This is a genomic window from Haloarcula argentinensis DSM 12282, assembly GCA_000336895.1.
In the GTDB taxonomy this organism is placed as follows: Archaea; Halobacteriota; Halobacteria; order Halobacteriales; family Haloarculaceae; genus Haloarcula; species Haloarcula argentinensis.
In genome coordinates this window covers 286,479-299,661 of the sequence record AOLX01000014.1, presented here as the reverse complement: position 1 = coordinate 299,661, position 13,183 = coordinate 286,479, and the positions used below count along the sequence as shown (strand labels likewise).

Annotated in this window: 14 protein-coding genes and 1 tRNA gene; 11 read left to right on the top strand and 4 right to left on the bottom strand. The window is 63.7% G+C overall.

What is annotated here, in order from left to right; translation table 11 throughout:
- The first annotated feature begins 249 nt into the window (after positions 1–249).
- The gene (locus tag C443_RS05050; RefSeq protein ID WP_229727239.1) at positions 250–477 is read left to right on the top strand and encodes a DUF7511 domain-containing protein; all 228 of its coding nucleotides are present in this window, start codon (positions 250–252) and stop codon (positions 475–477) included.
- A 136-nt stretch (positions 478–613) separates the two neighbouring features.
- On the opposite strand, the gene C443_RS05045 is transcribed toward C443_RS05050, so the two are convergent.
- Positions 614–698 (bottom strand) — tRNA-Leu (locus C443_RS05045).
- 131 nt (positions 699–829) lie between these two features.
- On the opposite strand from C443_RS05045, the gene C443_RS05040 reads away from it, so the two are divergent.
- The 3 genes from C443_RS05040 to C443_RS05030 are packed head-to-tail and all read left to right on the top strand — an operon-like array spanning position 830 to position 3,090.
- Entirely contained in the window at positions 830–1,333 is a 504-nt protein-coding gene (locus C443_RS05040; RefSeq protein ID WP_005534404.1) for a helix-turn-helix domain-containing protein, read from the top strand.
- Positions 1,334–1,371: 38 nt separating this feature from the next.
- The gene (locus C443_RS05035; RefSeq protein WP_005534402.1) at positions 1,372–2,499 is read left to right on the top strand and encodes an acyl-CoA dehydrogenase family protein; all 1,128 of its coding nucleotides are present in this window, start codon (positions 1,372–1,374) and stop codon (positions 2,497–2,499) included.
- A gap of 48 nt (positions 2,500–2,547) precedes the next feature.
- Entirely contained in the window at positions 2,548–3,090 is a 543-nt protein-coding gene (locus tag C443_RS05030) for an HAD family hydrolase (protein ID WP_005534400.1), read from the top strand.
- Here C443_RS05030 and C443_RS05025 read toward each other — a convergent pair.
- Positions 3,069–3,296, bottom strand: a complete 228-nt coding sequence (locus tag C443_RS05025; RefSeq protein ID WP_005534398.1) for a DUF5822 domain-containing protein — start codon at positions 3,294–3,296, stop codon at positions 3,069–3,071. The genes C443_RS05030 and C443_RS05025 overlap by 22 nt on opposite strands.
- A gap of 97 nt (positions 3,297–3,393) precedes the next feature.
- Between C443_RS05025 and panB the strand changes: the two genes are divergently transcribed.
- A complete protein-coding gene (panB, locus tag C443_RS05020; RefSeq protein WP_005534396.1) occupies positions 3,394–4,203 on the top strand; it encodes a 3-methyl-2-oxobutanoate hydroxymethyltransferase in 810 nt (269 codons plus the stop codon).
- A gap of 22 nt (positions 4,204–4,225) precedes the next feature.
- On the opposite strand, the gene coxB is transcribed toward panB, so the two are convergent.
- On the bottom strand, positions 4,226–4,948 hold the full coding sequence (gene coxB / locus C443_RS05015) for a cytochrome c oxidase subunit II (protein WP_005534394.1): 723 nt from the start codon (positions 4,946–4,948) through the stop codon (positions 4,226–4,228).
- A 177-nt stretch (positions 4,949–5,125) separates the two neighbouring features.
- Between coxB and C443_RS05010 the strand changes: the two genes are divergently transcribed.
- Together C443_RS05010 and C443_RS05005 are read left to right on the top strand one after the other, a co-directional pair.
- Entirely contained in the window at positions 5,126–7,408 is a 2,283-nt protein-coding gene (locus C443_RS05010) for a DUF6789 family protein (protein ID WP_005534392.1), read from the top strand.
- 3 nt (positions 7,409–7,411) lie between these two features.
- A complete protein-coding gene (locus C443_RS05005) occupies positions 7,412–7,936 on the top strand; it encodes a hypothetical protein (RefSeq protein ID WP_005534391.1) in 525 nt (174 codons plus the stop codon).
- 22 nt (positions 7,937–7,958) lie between these two features.
- Here C443_RS05005 and C443_RS05000 read toward each other — a convergent pair whose 3' ends face one another.
- Entirely contained in the window at positions 7,959–8,774 is an 816-nt protein-coding gene (locus C443_RS05000; protein WP_005534390.1) for a cytochrome c oxidase subunit 3, read from the bottom strand.
- Positions 8,775–8,879: 105 nt separating this feature from the next.
- On the opposite strand from C443_RS05000, the gene bioB reads away from it, so the two are divergent.
- The 4 genes from bioB to bioD are packed head-to-tail and all read left to right on the top strand — an operon-like array spanning position 8,880 to position 13,059.
- The gene (gene bioB / locus C443_RS04995) at positions 8,880–9,995 is read left to right on the top strand and encodes a biotin synthase BioB (protein WP_005534389.1); all 1,116 of its coding nucleotides are present in this window, start codon (positions 8,880–8,882) and stop codon (positions 9,993–9,995) included.
- Positions 9,996–9,997: 2 nt separating this feature from the next.
- On the top strand, positions 9,998–11,104 hold the full coding sequence (locus tag C443_RS04990; protein WP_005534388.1) for a hypothetical protein: 1,107 nt from the start codon (positions 9,998–10,000) through the stop codon (positions 11,102–11,104).
- Positions 11,105–11,125: 21 nt separating this feature from the next.
- Entirely contained in the window at positions 11,126–12,328 is a 1,203-nt protein-coding gene (locus tag C443_RS04985; RefSeq protein WP_005534387.1) for an aminotransferase class I/II-fold pyridoxal phosphate-dependent enzyme, read from the top strand.
- Positions 12,325–13,059 (top strand): dethiobiotin synthase, encoded by a 735-nt coding sequence (bioD, locus tag C443_RS04980; protein WP_005534386.1) that lies wholly within the window; start codon positions 12,325–12,327, stop codon positions 13,057–13,059. The genes C443_RS04985 and bioD overlap by 4 nt, the downstream gene beginning before the upstream one ends.
- The last annotated feature ends 124 nt before the right edge of the window (positions 13,060–13,183 follow it).

Sequence of the window (13,183 nt, the reverse complement as noted above, 5' to 3'; positions counted from 1 at the left end):
CGGAAACATCAACCACAACAGCTTTGAGAAAGGGTTCAGCCCCTCCGCTGAACGAACAACCACCTTCCTGCTTACTGATGCTCGAAAACTCCGTGAGGCAGGATTCGAAGCACGGAACGAGCGAACAAAGTGAGCGATGTTCAGGCGGTTCGAATCCGGCCGCGCACACTCCTACGACAGACGCGGACGATAGATACCGGCCGCGTGTCAGACCTGATTCTCACACCGCAAGAATCGCGACTGCCGCTTATGTGGAGTGTCCGCGTTCTTCCAAATGAGGGACTGACGATGTCGGTGTATGACCCACTCCGTGACTCGTCTGCTCGCCCCGCAGGATCGGCTCGGTTCGAGTATGCGGTCGACGATGCGGACAATCCGACGGAGCTCACCGTCTTCAGCGATCAGGACGACGAGCTCCCGACCCACTGGATTTCGGTCGACATCGAGCACGCCGTCGCGCTCGACGAGATGCGGTGAGCGAGGGGTGGGCTCGCTCAGGGCGCGTCTGTCGATTTCTTGAACAGGGACTGGACAGCGAACGCTCTGGAAGCGTTGTGTCCGAAGTAAGTTTGCGTGGGTGCAGTCCCAAGGGAATGCACCTGCACTCTGAGAGTGCGTGGGACCGGATTCGAACCGGCGGACCCCTACGGGACAGCGCCCTCAACGCTGCGCCGTTGGCCTGGCTTGGCTACCCACGCGCGCTCTGTCTGAGTGCATTCAACTGTTTCCGGTGGGTAAATAAAAGCGCTTTCGTTTGGACCCGCCCCGGGAGGGTGTGACACTCGGTCGAACCGGACGTTTGAAATATCACGAAACCGCTACGGGGGGCATGGCCAAATACTCGACCGGCAGTGGTGGCGATAGCGCCGGCGGGAGCTGTGAGCTCTGCGGTAGCGACGGCGGCGACCTCCAGACCGCGAACGTCGCTGGTGCGACCCTCCAAGTGTGTGACAGCTGTGCGCGTGACCACGGGGAAAACGAGCGAACGACAGGGAGTGACAGCTCGCGCGACGAACAGAACCGGAAACGCAAAGCCGCACAGAACGCGGCGAAGCTGCAGGACGCGCAACGAGCCGATACGTCCCACTGGGAGGACGGCGCGGATTACGACGATGACCAGCTCCCGTATCTGGTCAGCAAGTACGGCGAGCGCGTGACGGAGGCGCGTCAGGACGAGGGACTGCAGACGAGTGAACTGGCTGAGGAACTCGATCTTGACGAAGCGGATATCCTCGCTGTCGAGCAGGGGCGCGCGACGCAGGCGAACGTCGGCGGGTCGACGATCAAGGCGCTGGAACAGTACCTCGACATCGACCTGGTCGAGTCCAACTGACCCCCTGATATTTTGCCGACTCCGGTGTAACGGCCGGTATGGACCTCTCCGCTGAGCAGCAAGCCATCCGCGACACCGTACGAGAGTTCGCCGTCGAGGACATCCGTCCGAAAGCCGCCGATGCCGACCGCGAGCAGTCTTTTCCCGAGGAGTGCTGGGACGGGCTCGCGGATATCGACATCACCGGGCTAACGACGCCGGCCGAATACGGCGGTTTCGACGCCGACAAACCGACGTACGCGCTGGTCAACGAGGAACTCGCGTACGGGTCGCTCGCCGTTGCGACGGCGCTATCAGTCCACTGCCTCGCGACCTCGTGTATCGCACAGTTCGGTTCCGAGGCAGTGCAGGACGACTGGCTCCCCGACATGGCCGACGGCCGCCCGGTCGGCGCGTTCGCGCTCTCGGAGCCACAGGCCGGGTCGAACCCGCGGGAGATGTCGACCACCGCCCGGCGTGACGGCGATGAGTACGTCATCGACGGCGAGAAGCAGTGGATTACCAACGGCAAACGGTCGGGCGTCGTCATCGTCTTCGCGAAGGCCGACCCCGACGACCCGGATTCGATAACGCAGTTCTTAGTGCCGAAAGACGCTGAGGGGCTCACCGTCGGCGAGAAAGAGGACAAACTCGGCCTCCGCGCGAGCGACACGACGCCGCTCCAGTTCGACGGCGTCCGCGTTCCCGAGCGTTACCAACTGACCGAGGAGGGCAAAGGGATGGCCGCAGCCCTGTCGATTCTGACTACCGGACGGGTCGCAATCGCCGCTCAGGCGGTCGGCCTCGCTCAGTCAGCCCTTGACGAGGCCATCGACTACGCCGAGGAACGCGAGCAGTTCGACCAGCCGATCAGCGAGTTCCAGACGATTCAGCACAAGCTCGCGGACATGGCGACGAACGTGCAGGCGGCGCGGCTGTTGACGTGGAACGCCGCACAGCAACTGGAACGCAGCGAGCGGGCGAGAGCAGCAGCGAGCATGGCGAAGTACTTCGCGAGCGAGACGGCGGTGGACGTGGCCAACGAGGCGATTCAGATTCACGGCGGTTACGGCTACACGAAAGACTACCCCGTCGAGCGGTTCTACCGCGACGCGAAGGTGACGACCATCTACGAGGGAACCAGCGAAATCCAGCAGAACATCATCGCACAGGACTTGCTGGAGTGAGGCCGAGGGGGCGAAGCGGTTTTGCGGGCGTCGGCCCTACCACTGGGTGTGACACACGACGCCGTCATCTACGACCTCGACGGGACACTCGTCAGACTGGCCGTCGATTGGGAGACGGTGACCAGCGACGTCGCGACAGTCCTGCGGGAACGAGACGTCGAGCCCGAGAGCCGCGACCTCTGGGAGATGCTGACGCTGTCTTCGGAGACCGGCCACCGAGATGCTGTCGAAGCGGCGATCACCGACCACGAGCGGACCGGTGCGTACGAATCGGAGCGACTGGCCCTCGCCGACGGCCTCCCACACAGCGTCCCCGTCGGCGTGTGCTCGCTCAACGCTGAGGAGGCGTGTCGGGCGGCGCTGGATGTTCATGACCTCGACAGTTACGTCGGTCCGGTTGTCGGCCGTGACACTGTCGAGTCGCCGAAACCAGACCCGAAGGGACTACTGGCGATTGCCGAAGAAATCGGGGTCGATCCCGAAGCAGCGGTGTTCGTCGGTGATTCGAAAAGCGACGCGACGGCTGCCCAGCGGGCCGGGATGGCGTTCGAGTGGGCGAGCGAGTTCGATCAGGCCCGGTATCGCGCGTAGAGGTAGACGCAGACGGCCGTCAGGAACCAGATGAGCGCCCCGACGCGGACCGCGAACATCGCCCGCGCGGTCCAAGTCTGGAGCGTGACCGCGGTCGACGCGAGGACGACGAGCGGGGAGCCGACGAGAATCGTCGTCACGAACGTGACCTGCATCACCCACCCGAAGTCAACGCCGTCCGGGTCCGTCTTTTCGACTGTTGGCACGTCCGATGGTACAGTTAGGTGGGGCAAGCACCTTGCGGTTTCCTGAGCGAATCGCACAACCCGAACAGGTAAGGCGCAGGCGCGCCCCCGCTCGGATATGCCAACTGTCCGGGATCTGCAGGCGATGGCTGGTGAAGAGCCGATCACGATGATGACAGCCTACGATGCCGTCACCGCGAGCATCGTTGACGACACCGGCGTCGACGTCATTCTCGTCGGCGACAGTATGGGGAACGCCGTCCTCGGCCACGACGACACGCTTCCGGTCACGCTCGACGAAATGGCGTCCCGGGTCGGTGCGGTCGCACGCGGCGCGGACGACGCGCTGGTCGTCGCCGATATGCCGTTTCTCTCCTTCGGCGCGGACGAAAGCGAGAGTATCAACAACTGCGGACGAATGCTGAAAGAGGAGGGCGCAAACGCAGTCAAACTCGAATCCGGACCGCACACGGTCGAGCTGACTGACCGGCTGACGGACCTCGGCATCCCGACGATGGCCCATCTCGGGCTCACGCCACAGAGCGTGAATCAGACCGGCTACACGAGACAGGCGACGGGCCGCGAGGAGGCCGAGGAGATCGTCGACCTCGCGCGAGAACACGAGGACGCCGGCGCGTTCGCGCTGGTGCTCGAACACATCCCGGCGAACCTCGCCGCTCAGGTCACAGAAGCCGTCGATATCCCGACAATCGGTATCGGGGCCGGCGGCGACTGCGACGGCCAAGTGCTCGTGTTCACCGACGTGGTCGGCCTCTCCGAGTCCAGCCCGCCGTTCGCCGAGCAGTTCGGTGACGTTCGCGGTGAGGTAGCCGACGCTGTCGACGAGTACATCGACGCTGTCGAGTCCGGTGAGTTCCCTGGCGAGTCACACAGCCACACCGAAGACGAACTCGACGACCTGTACTGAGCGGTCACATCGCTATGCCGACCTACCCAGCTGCAGTCGTCTGGTTTTCCATCCAGGCATCGTAGGCGGACTGGTTCTTGACGACGACGGTGGCATCCATCTTGCTATGCCCGGTCCCGCACATCTCGGCGCAATACAACCGGTACTCGCCGGGTTCTGTCGCGTGCGTTCGGGCCGTCATCGTCCGGCCGGGGAAGATGTCCTGCTTGACGCCCAGTTGCGGAATGTAGATAGCGTGAATCACGTCTGTCGTCTGCAGTCTGAACGTGACGTTCTGGTCGGCTGGAAGCACGAGCCGTTCCTCAGTCGTGACGTTCGCATCGGCATACGAGAACTCCCACCCCCACTGGTAGGCGAGTACGTCTATCTCCGTATCGTCTTCGAAGGCGTCGCCCCCATCGGCGGATGTCTCGGCCGCTGCAGGCGTGATGTAGGGGTTAGCCATCACGACGAACGCTGAGACCCCGACAAAGACGAGTATCGCGCCCGTCGCGGCCGTCCAGGTTACCTCTAATGCCGGGTCGTCGACCGTCGGCTTCGGGTCGTCGTTGTTCCGGAACCGGTAGATCACGTACACGAGGGTGAGTTCCACGAACAACGTCAGTGGTAGGGCGACGTACAGGAGTTGCGCGTTGAGTTCGTCGATAGCTGCCCTGTTGACCGACTGCGCTGTGGCCGGAACAGCAAGTAGCGAGAGCCCGACCACGACAAAGCTCGCCCGAATCACGCGCCGTCGGAGACGCATTGTCACACTGTACCAACCGGTATGTCAAATAGCTTGCCCAAGGCCGAGACAGGCGAGCGGTGACAGCTACCGGGCTCGAGCCTCCTGCGTAGTTTTATGAGCGTGGCCGTGTCAGGAATTGGTAACGTGTAGCATGACGACACGAGCAATCGTTCCGGGCGGGCACGTTACACACAGATGCTAAACAGGGCTATCGTCGAAGGGGCCGCGCTGACTGTGCTGGCGCTGTCAGTGCTTTGCCTGTGGCTCCGGGAGCGGCGGACGGCGCAACCGGAGAGCGACGGTGGGTACACGACCCGAGAGGAGATAGAATTCGAAATCGGTCGAATCCAGTCCGAAGTGTACCGCTGGCTGACGACGACGGACCATCGAGACATCGGACTGCTCTACATCGCTTTCGGCACCGCCGCTGGTCTGTGGGGCGGCGTCGACGCGATGATGCTCCGGACGGAACTGCTGACACCGCCGGCGGACATCTGGACGCCGGAGACGTACAACGCGCTGTTTACCACGCACGGGCTGACGATGCTGATATTCTTCGTCCTGCCGGTCTTTTTCGGTATCGGGAACTACGTCCTGCCGCTGCTCATCGGGGCCGACGATATGGCGTTTCCGCGGGTCAACGCCATCGGGTTCTGGCTCCTGCCGCCGGCACTGATTCTGGTCCGGATGGGACTGCTGATTCAGGTACTCGGCCAGGTGCTGAATCTGGTGCTCCCGGCGGACGCTATCCGGTTTTTCCTCACGATGCGCGAGGTGAGCGTCGGCTGGACGCTGTATGCGCCACTGTCTGTGCAACAGCCCAATCCACAGATAGACCTGCTGTTGCTCGGGTTACACCTGAGCGGCATCGCCACCACGGTCGGGGCCATCAACTTCATCACCACAGTCGTCTACGAGCGCGGCGAGGGTGTCAGCTGGGCAAACCTCGATATCTTCTCGTGGAATATGCTCGTCACGAGCGGGATTGCACTGTTCGCCTTTCCGCTGCTGGGGAGCGCACTCGTGATGCTCCTGCTAGATCGGAACCTCGGAACGGCCTTTTTCGCCACGGAGGGCGGCGGTGCCATCCTCTGGCAACACCTGTTCTGGTTCTGGGGCCACCCGGAGGTGTACATCCTCTTCCTTCCGGCGACAGGGCTGATGAGCCTTATTCTACCGAAGTTTGTCGGGCGCAAACTCTTCGGCTATCAGTTCATCGTCTACTCAACGCTAGGGCTGGGCGTCCTCTCTTTCGGCGTCTGGGCGCATCATATGTTCACGACGAGCGCGGACCCGCGAGTGAAGCTGTCATTCATGGCTGTCTCCATCGCTATCGCCGTCCCGAGCGCCATCAAGGTGTTCAACTGGATCACGACGATGTGGGAGGGGGATATCCGCCTGACTGCGCCGTTTATTCTCTGTGCCGGCGGCATCGGGACGTTCATCATCGGCGGCGTCACCGGCGTATTTCTCGCTGTTATCCCAGTCGATATCCTCTATCACGGGACGTACTACGTCGTCGGTCACTTCCATCTCATCGTCGTCGGCATCATCCCGTTCCTGATGATCGCTGCGAGTTACTACTGGTACCCACTCATTACCGGTCGGTGGTACGACACGCGGATGGCGAGGTTTCAGGCGCTGCTGATCGTCTTTGGCTCGTTCGTGACGTTCATGACGTTGCTGGTCATCGGCGGTCTGGGGCTCCCGCGCCGGCAAGCGATCTACCCGCCCGAGTACCAGTTCGCCCAGCAGATCGCGACCGTTGGCGGCTACGTCATCGGTCTGAGTGCCCTACTGTGGCTGTACAACATGCTCGTCTCGTACTGGCGAGGGACGCCCGTGACGACGACCGACCCGTGGGGCCTGAAGGCGACAAACCAGTTCACGCGCGAGTGGCAATGGTTCGAACGGCATATGAAAGACAGATACGACATGGAACCGACTGAGCCCGAGACAACGCGGCGTTCATACGCCCCTGAAGCCGAACCAACTGGGCTGGCCGGTGGCGTCGGGACTGTCGCCCAGACCGTTTCTCGGAACGCATGGATGGCCGCAGTCGGCGGGTTCGTCGGGACGGTCCTGATGAGCGGCGGGCTCATCACGGCGATACTCATCGGCGTCCTCGACCCGGTTTCCTTCGGTGAGATCGCCGAACTGGTCGGGCTGCCCGCGAGTCCGGCAATCGGCGCGGCCCTGTTCCTCGTCGGTGGGACCGTCACCTGGCCGCTCCTGTTCTTGGCCTTCTCCGACTACCTCCCCGGTCGCCTCCTGTTCGAGACGGGGCTAGTGTTCGCGACACTGATATCCAGCGGGTTCGCTATTGCGTTTTACACAGGACAGAGCGGGCTCGCATTCGTCGGCTACCTCACGTTCGTGCTCGTCTCCCACTGGGCGTACGGCATCGGGCTGACCGTGACCTTCCAGTACCTCAAATCGGACGAGACGCTTCGCCGCCATAGCGAAGGAGGAAGCTAACCGATGAGTTACGGTGCTGACTCGTTCGTGTTCCAGTATCTCGCGCCTTTCATCGGGGTCCTGCTCATTGCGGTCGGTATCGCCGGAGCGGTGCCGGGCGGCTACGCACTCGTCGAGCCGGATCTGGAGAACTGTGGCAACCCGACTATCGGCGTGGAAGAGCCAGAACGGACGGCCGAGCGGTTCAGCGGAGGCGGACCGGGACCGCGGCTCCCACAGTTGGCCTTCGAGGAACTCTCCTCGGCCGAACAAACGGCCTTTCTGACGGCTGTAGACGACCCGGTCGGTGAGGAGCAGGTCGTCGGCAGCGTGCCCAACGCCGATGCCTTCCGCCGCGGGGCAGTTGTTACCTACGAAGGTGAAGAGTACTACGTGACCATCGTCGCGGAGAACACCTGCTTCGCGGCCGCGCCGCTCCAGTTCCCGCTCGGGGTGTTCGCAATCGCGCTCGGGTTCCTCGGCGTGCTGGCCCCGCCACTGTACCGGCGGCTGGTGCGGTTGGACCAGCGGGCCGGCCGGTCGGAGTAGCGGTCCCACGTTCGGTGGTCGCTCAGAGCGCAGCACCGACGTACAGCACGACGACAAGGAACACCCACACGAGGTCGACGAAGTGCCAGTACAGCGACGTGGTCCGGATAGCCGTGTCCCGCTCGGGCGTGTAATGGCCCCGGAGCGCGCGACCGAACGCGATAGCAAGCAGCAGGACGCCGAGCACGACGTGCAGACCGTGGAGACCGGTCAGGCCGTAGAACGCGCTCCCGAACGCGCCCGAACCGATGCCGAACCCCTCCACGGCAACGAACTCGTAGTACTCGTACACCTGTCCGGCGAGGAAGACGACCCCGAGCGCGAGCGTCACCCCGAGCAGACCGAGGAATCGCCGACGGTTCCCACCTTCGAGCGCCTCGTGCCCGTAGTGGAGCGTCACGCTGCTTGCGAGCAGCAACGCCGTGTTGATGACCACCAGCGAGCCGAGCAGCGGCGGGAGGTTGGCTGGCGGCCACGACCCGGCCCGGATGAAGGCGTAATAGACGAAGCCCGCCGAGAATGTCGCCACGTCGGAAACGAGAAACAGAATCATCGTCGTCGCATACAAGCCGGAACCGCCGTCCCCGCGGTTCCGGACGTAATCGGCGATGAACGCCTCGTTGGCCCACCCGACGAGTCCGGTCAGCAGGCCAATCGCACCAGCGCCGCCGAGGACAATCGGGACCACAGACGGGACCAGATCGAGCCCGACAAATACCAGCCCAACGCCCAGATACAGCGACGCGGCGCCGATTGCAGCTATCAGTGGCCACCGACTTCGGTGTTCGTGGCCGTCTTCAGCGGCGTGCTCGGCTCCCGCCTCCGTCGAACCAGCCATGTGAACGTGTAGCAGTGGGTCCGGTAAAACGATACCCCCATGAGTGGCGCTTCAGTTGTGCGATCTACCCGAATCTTTATCAGACCGTCAACCGACACCGAGAGTGTGGTTTACGAGACGGGTAACCAAACGGTAGACGACGCCGTCGCACGCGTGCTGGACGGCGAGCGCCTCGACCGACGGGACGGGCTGGCTCTCATCGCACAGCCGGTCGACGATCTGGCGGCCGGGGCCGACTACGTGCGCACGCAATTAGGTGACGACACCGTCGACGCGTGTTCGATTGTGAACGCCAAAGCCGGGAACTGCGCGGAGGACTGTGGCTTCTGTGCCCAGTCGGTCCACTTCGACACCGGCATCGACAACTACGGCTTTCTCGGCCCGGAGAAGATACTCGAAGCTGCAAAACGCGCCGAACGCGACGGCGCACAGCGGTTCGGTATCGTCGTCGCCGAGAAAGGCGTCTCCAAGGAGAACCGCCCGGAGGAGTGGGAGGAGGTCCTCGAAGCCATCCGTCTGGTCCGCGACGAGACGGACGTGGAGGTCGACGCCAGCCTCGGCATCCTCACGGAGGAGGAGGCCGCAATTCTGGCTGATGAAGGGCTCAACCACTACAATCACAACATCGAGACCTCGCCCCGGTACTTCCCGGAGGTCGTCCAGACCCACACCTTCGAGAAGCGGGTCGAGACGCTCCGGGTCGCCAAGGACGCCGGCATGGACCTCTGTGCCGGAGTCATCCTTGGAATGGGCGAATCACCGACCGACAGGGTCGACGCGGCGATGGCCCTGCAGGACATCGGCATCTCCTCGCTTCCGGTGAACATCCTGAATCCGGTCGCTGGCACCCCCATGGCTGAACAGGGGCTACCCGACATCACGACCGAGGAGGTCGTCAAGACCATCGCGGTGTACCGCCTGCTCCATCCGGAGTCCCGCGTGCGCCTGACCGGCGGACGCGAGGTCAACCTTGACACCGACGGACAGGTGGCCGCACTGGAGGCCGGCGCGGACGGCATCCTCACCGGTGATTATCTCACTACCGAGGGACAGACGGCGGCCGACGACCTCGAAATCATGGAAGAGGCCGGGCTCGAACCGAACACCGACGCAAACGAGTTCGACCCCGAGGCGGTCAAAGAACGCGCGGCTGACGAGACAGAAACCGAGACGGCGGCAGGGACAGCACAGACCAAATCAGAGCTCAAATCCGACGACTGACAATGGACGACATACGCTTTGCAGTGCTTGGAACCGGTGGTATCGGACGGCGGACGCTTGAAGTTTCACAGCACAAGGACGGCCTCACCGCGGTCGCAGCCTGTGACCGCAACGGTGTGGCTATTGACCACAGTGGCCTCGACGTAGACGAACTGCTGGAGGCGACGGAAGGCAACATCGCAAGTGGGCCTGAGGACGCGTCCGGGACGACGCCCGCGACACCCGCTGACGACTACGCCTCGGACGGCGGTGCGGCCGCTGTCGAAGGAGGTGGCGGCGGCGTCAAACAGCACGGCGAGCAGGCCGGTATCGTTGCCAGTTCGCAGGGCGAGCCGACGGAAACGCCCATCGACGACATTATCGCCGAGAGCGACGCCATCGACGCCGTCCTGCTGGCGCTACCGAACCTCGAACACGACTTCATCCCGCGTGTGGCCGAGCGATTCGCCGGGGCCGACTATGAGGGCGTCATGATCGACGTGCTCAAACGCTCCCGTGTCATCGGGATGCTCGACGACCGCGAGGATCTGCTGAAAGAGTCGGGCATCACGTTCGTTTGCGGTGCTGGCGCGACCCCCGGCTTCCTGACCGGTGCGGCGGCGCTGGCCGCCCAGTCCTTCGTCGAGGTCGAGGAAGTCGAGATCTGGTGGGGCGTCGGCCTCAAGTCCGGTTACGAGGACAACCGCGGGACGGTTCGGGAGGACATCGCCCATCTCGACGGCTACGACATCGAGACGGCCCGGGAGATGAGCGAAGCGGAAATCGAGGCCCTCATCGACGAGCACGATGGTGTGCTGGAATTCCACGATATGGAGCACGCTGACGACGTGCTACTGGAGCGTGCGGGAATCTGCGATGCCGATGATGTCCACGTCGGCGGCGTCCTCGATGTGCGCTCGGACGAGAAACCGACGACGACGACGGTCAGCGTGACGGGCACGACCTTCGACGGCGAGACCGGCACAAACACCTTCGAACTGGACGACGCGACGAGCATGGAAGCCAACGTCAACGGGCCGGCGCTGGGCTATCTGAAAGCCGGCGTCCGGAACAACCGCGCCGGACACTACGGCGTGTTCGGCCCCGCCGATCTGATGCCTGGCTTCTGAGACCGCTTGATTTTGCTTTGCATGACTCACGGCTTCGACCTGAACGACCGACTCGAACAGCGCGAGGCACAGAACCTCCGCCGGCATCTGGAAGTCGCCGAATCCGTCTCGGCGCGGACCCGATTCGCCGACGACCCGAAAGGAGAGCCCCCGCAGTTTGGGGATGAAGTAGTCGTTTTCGCCGCGAACAACTACCTCGGGCTGGCCGACGACAGCCGGGTCCAGCGGGCAGCTGAACTGGGCGCACGGACTGTTGGAACTGGTGCCGGGGCCTCACGGCTGGTCACTGGTGACACGCAAGCCCACCGCGGGCTAGAGCGCGATCTCGCGGCCTCGAAAGGGACCGAGCGGGCCTTGGTGTTTTCGTCTGGCTACGCGGCCAACATCGGGACTATCGATGCGCTGGCCCCGGACGTCGTCTTCTCCGACGAACTGAACCACGCCTCGATTATCGACGGCTGTCGCGTCGGGGCCAGCGAGACAGTCGTCTACGACCACTGTGACCCGGACGACTTGCGAGCGAAACTGGCCACGCGAGCGGCTGATATCGACGAGGACGAACAGTGGCTCGTGGTCACCGATTCGGTGTTCTCGATGGACGGAGACATCGCGCCCCTGTCGGCCATCTGTGACGCCGTCGACGAGTACGGCGCGTGGCTGATGGTCGACGAAGCACACGCGACCGGACTGTTCGGCGACAGTGCCGGCGGCGTCGTCCAACGCGAGGGGCTGAGCGACCATGTCGATGTGCAGTTAGGCACCCTGTCGAAGGCACTGGCGAGCCAAGGCGGCTACATCGCCGGCGACGAGGTGCTCATCGAGTATCTGCTGAACGCCGCGCGGTCGTTCGTCTTCTCGACCGGACTCTCCCCGCCGAACGCCGCGGCGGCACGCGAGGCGCTGCGAATCGCTCGTGAGACCGAACGGACGACGGAACTCTGGGACACCGTGGCGACACTCAGGGATGGTCTGGAGACGATGGGCTACGAGGTGCTTGGCGAGACACATATCCTCCCGGTAGTCGTCGGTGACCGCGGCGACGCGCTGGAACTGGCCGACCGCCTGCGCGACCACGGTATCGTCGCGCCCGCGATCCGGCCGCCGACGGTCCCTGAGGGCACCTCTCGTATCCGGGTCGCGCCGATGGCGACACACACCGCCGACGACATCGCGCAGTGTCTCGATGCCTTCCGGACTGCCGGCAGGGAGGTGGGCGTGCTGTGAGCGAGACGAGCGACGAGTCGAAACCGGAAGGCGGGACCGGCCGCATCGCCGAGGACGGCGTCTTCGTCGTCGGCACTGACACCGGCGTCGGCAAGACGGTCGTGACCGCCGGGCTCACGGGCTGGCTGCGGGAGGTGGGGACAGCCGCCGTCGCAGTTAAGCCCTGTCAGACCGGCTATCCGCCTGATGACGACGCGGCGTTCGTCGAGTCCGTCTGTGGCACGGCGGACGCCGCAGTCTGTCTACAACGGTTGTCTCCCCCGCTAGCACCGGAAGTGGCCGCGAGGGAAGCAGCCGATGATGTCACGCTTTCCTACGAGTCGATCCGTGACGGGGTTGCCGATGTCGTGGCAGGAAGCGAGACGGCTGTCGTCGAAGGTATCGGTGGCCTGCGTGTCCCGCTCGCGGACGACCGAGAGGTCATCGACCTCGTTGCGGATGTCGGGCTTCCGGCGCTGGTCGTCGCGCGTTCGGGGCTTGGAACACTGAATCACACGGCGCTGACGGTTCAGGCACTCCGCCGGAGAGGTGTGCCGGTCGTCGGTGTCGTTCTCAACGAGTACGAAGGCGCGACGACCGCTGAGCGCACGAATCCGGGCGTTATCGAACGGATGACCGGGTGCACTGTCTGGCCGATGCCACCGCTTGAGATAGATTCGTCTGCTAGCGTAATTGACGGACTCAGAGCGCATCTCCCGCAGTCGGTGTTGCAGCAGGCTATCGATCAGTAACCGCCGATACGTGGCCGAGCAAAGGGGATAGAACGGGGGCAAACCCCCGTCGTGTGACACTACGGAGCCGGTAAGGCTCCATCTGATACTTGACTACCGATCACTAAAATAGTAAGGCACGTTT

Excerpts from the sequence above, each read along its gene's own strand:
- C443_RS05040 (WP_005534404.1), top strand. The coding sequence starts at position 830 with ATGGCCAAATACTCGACCGGCAGTGGTGGCGATAGCGCCGGCGGGAGC.
- C443_RS05000 (WP_005534390.1), bottom strand. The coding sequence starts at position 8,774 with ATGGCTGGTTCGACGGAGGCGGGAGCCGAGCACGCCGCTGAAGACGGC.
- C443_RS05010 (WP_005534392.1), top strand. The coding sequence starts at position 5,126 with ATGCTAAACAGGGCTATCGTCGAAGGGGCCGCGCTGACTGTGCTGGCG.
- C443_RS05005 (WP_005534391.1), top strand. The coding sequence starts at position 7,412 with ATGAGTTACGGTGCTGACTCGTTCGTGTTCCAGTATCTCGCGCCTTTC.
- panB (WP_005534396.1), top strand. The coding sequence starts at position 3,394 with ATGCCAACTGTCCGGGATCTGCAGGCGATGGCTGGTGAAGAGCCGATC.
- C443_RS05050 (WP_229727239.1), top strand. The coding sequence starts at position 250 with ATGTGGAGTGTCCGCGTTCTTCCAAATGAGGGACTGACGATGTCGGTG.
- C443_RS05035 (WP_005534402.1), top strand. The coding sequence starts at position 1,372 with ATGGACCTCTCCGCTGAGCAGCAAGCCATCCGCGACACCGTACGAGAG.
- C443_RS04990 (WP_005534388.1), top strand. The coding sequence starts at position 9,998 with ATGGACGACATACGCTTTGCAGTGCTTGGAACCGGTGGTATCGGACGG.
- C443_RS04985 (WP_005534387.1), top strand. The coding sequence starts at position 11,126 with ATGACTCACGGCTTCGACCTGAACGACCGACTCGAACAGCGCGAGGCA.
- coxB (WP_005534394.1), bottom strand. The coding sequence starts at position 4,948 with ATGCGTCTCCGACGGCGCGTGATTCGGGCGAGCTTTGTCGTGGTCGGG.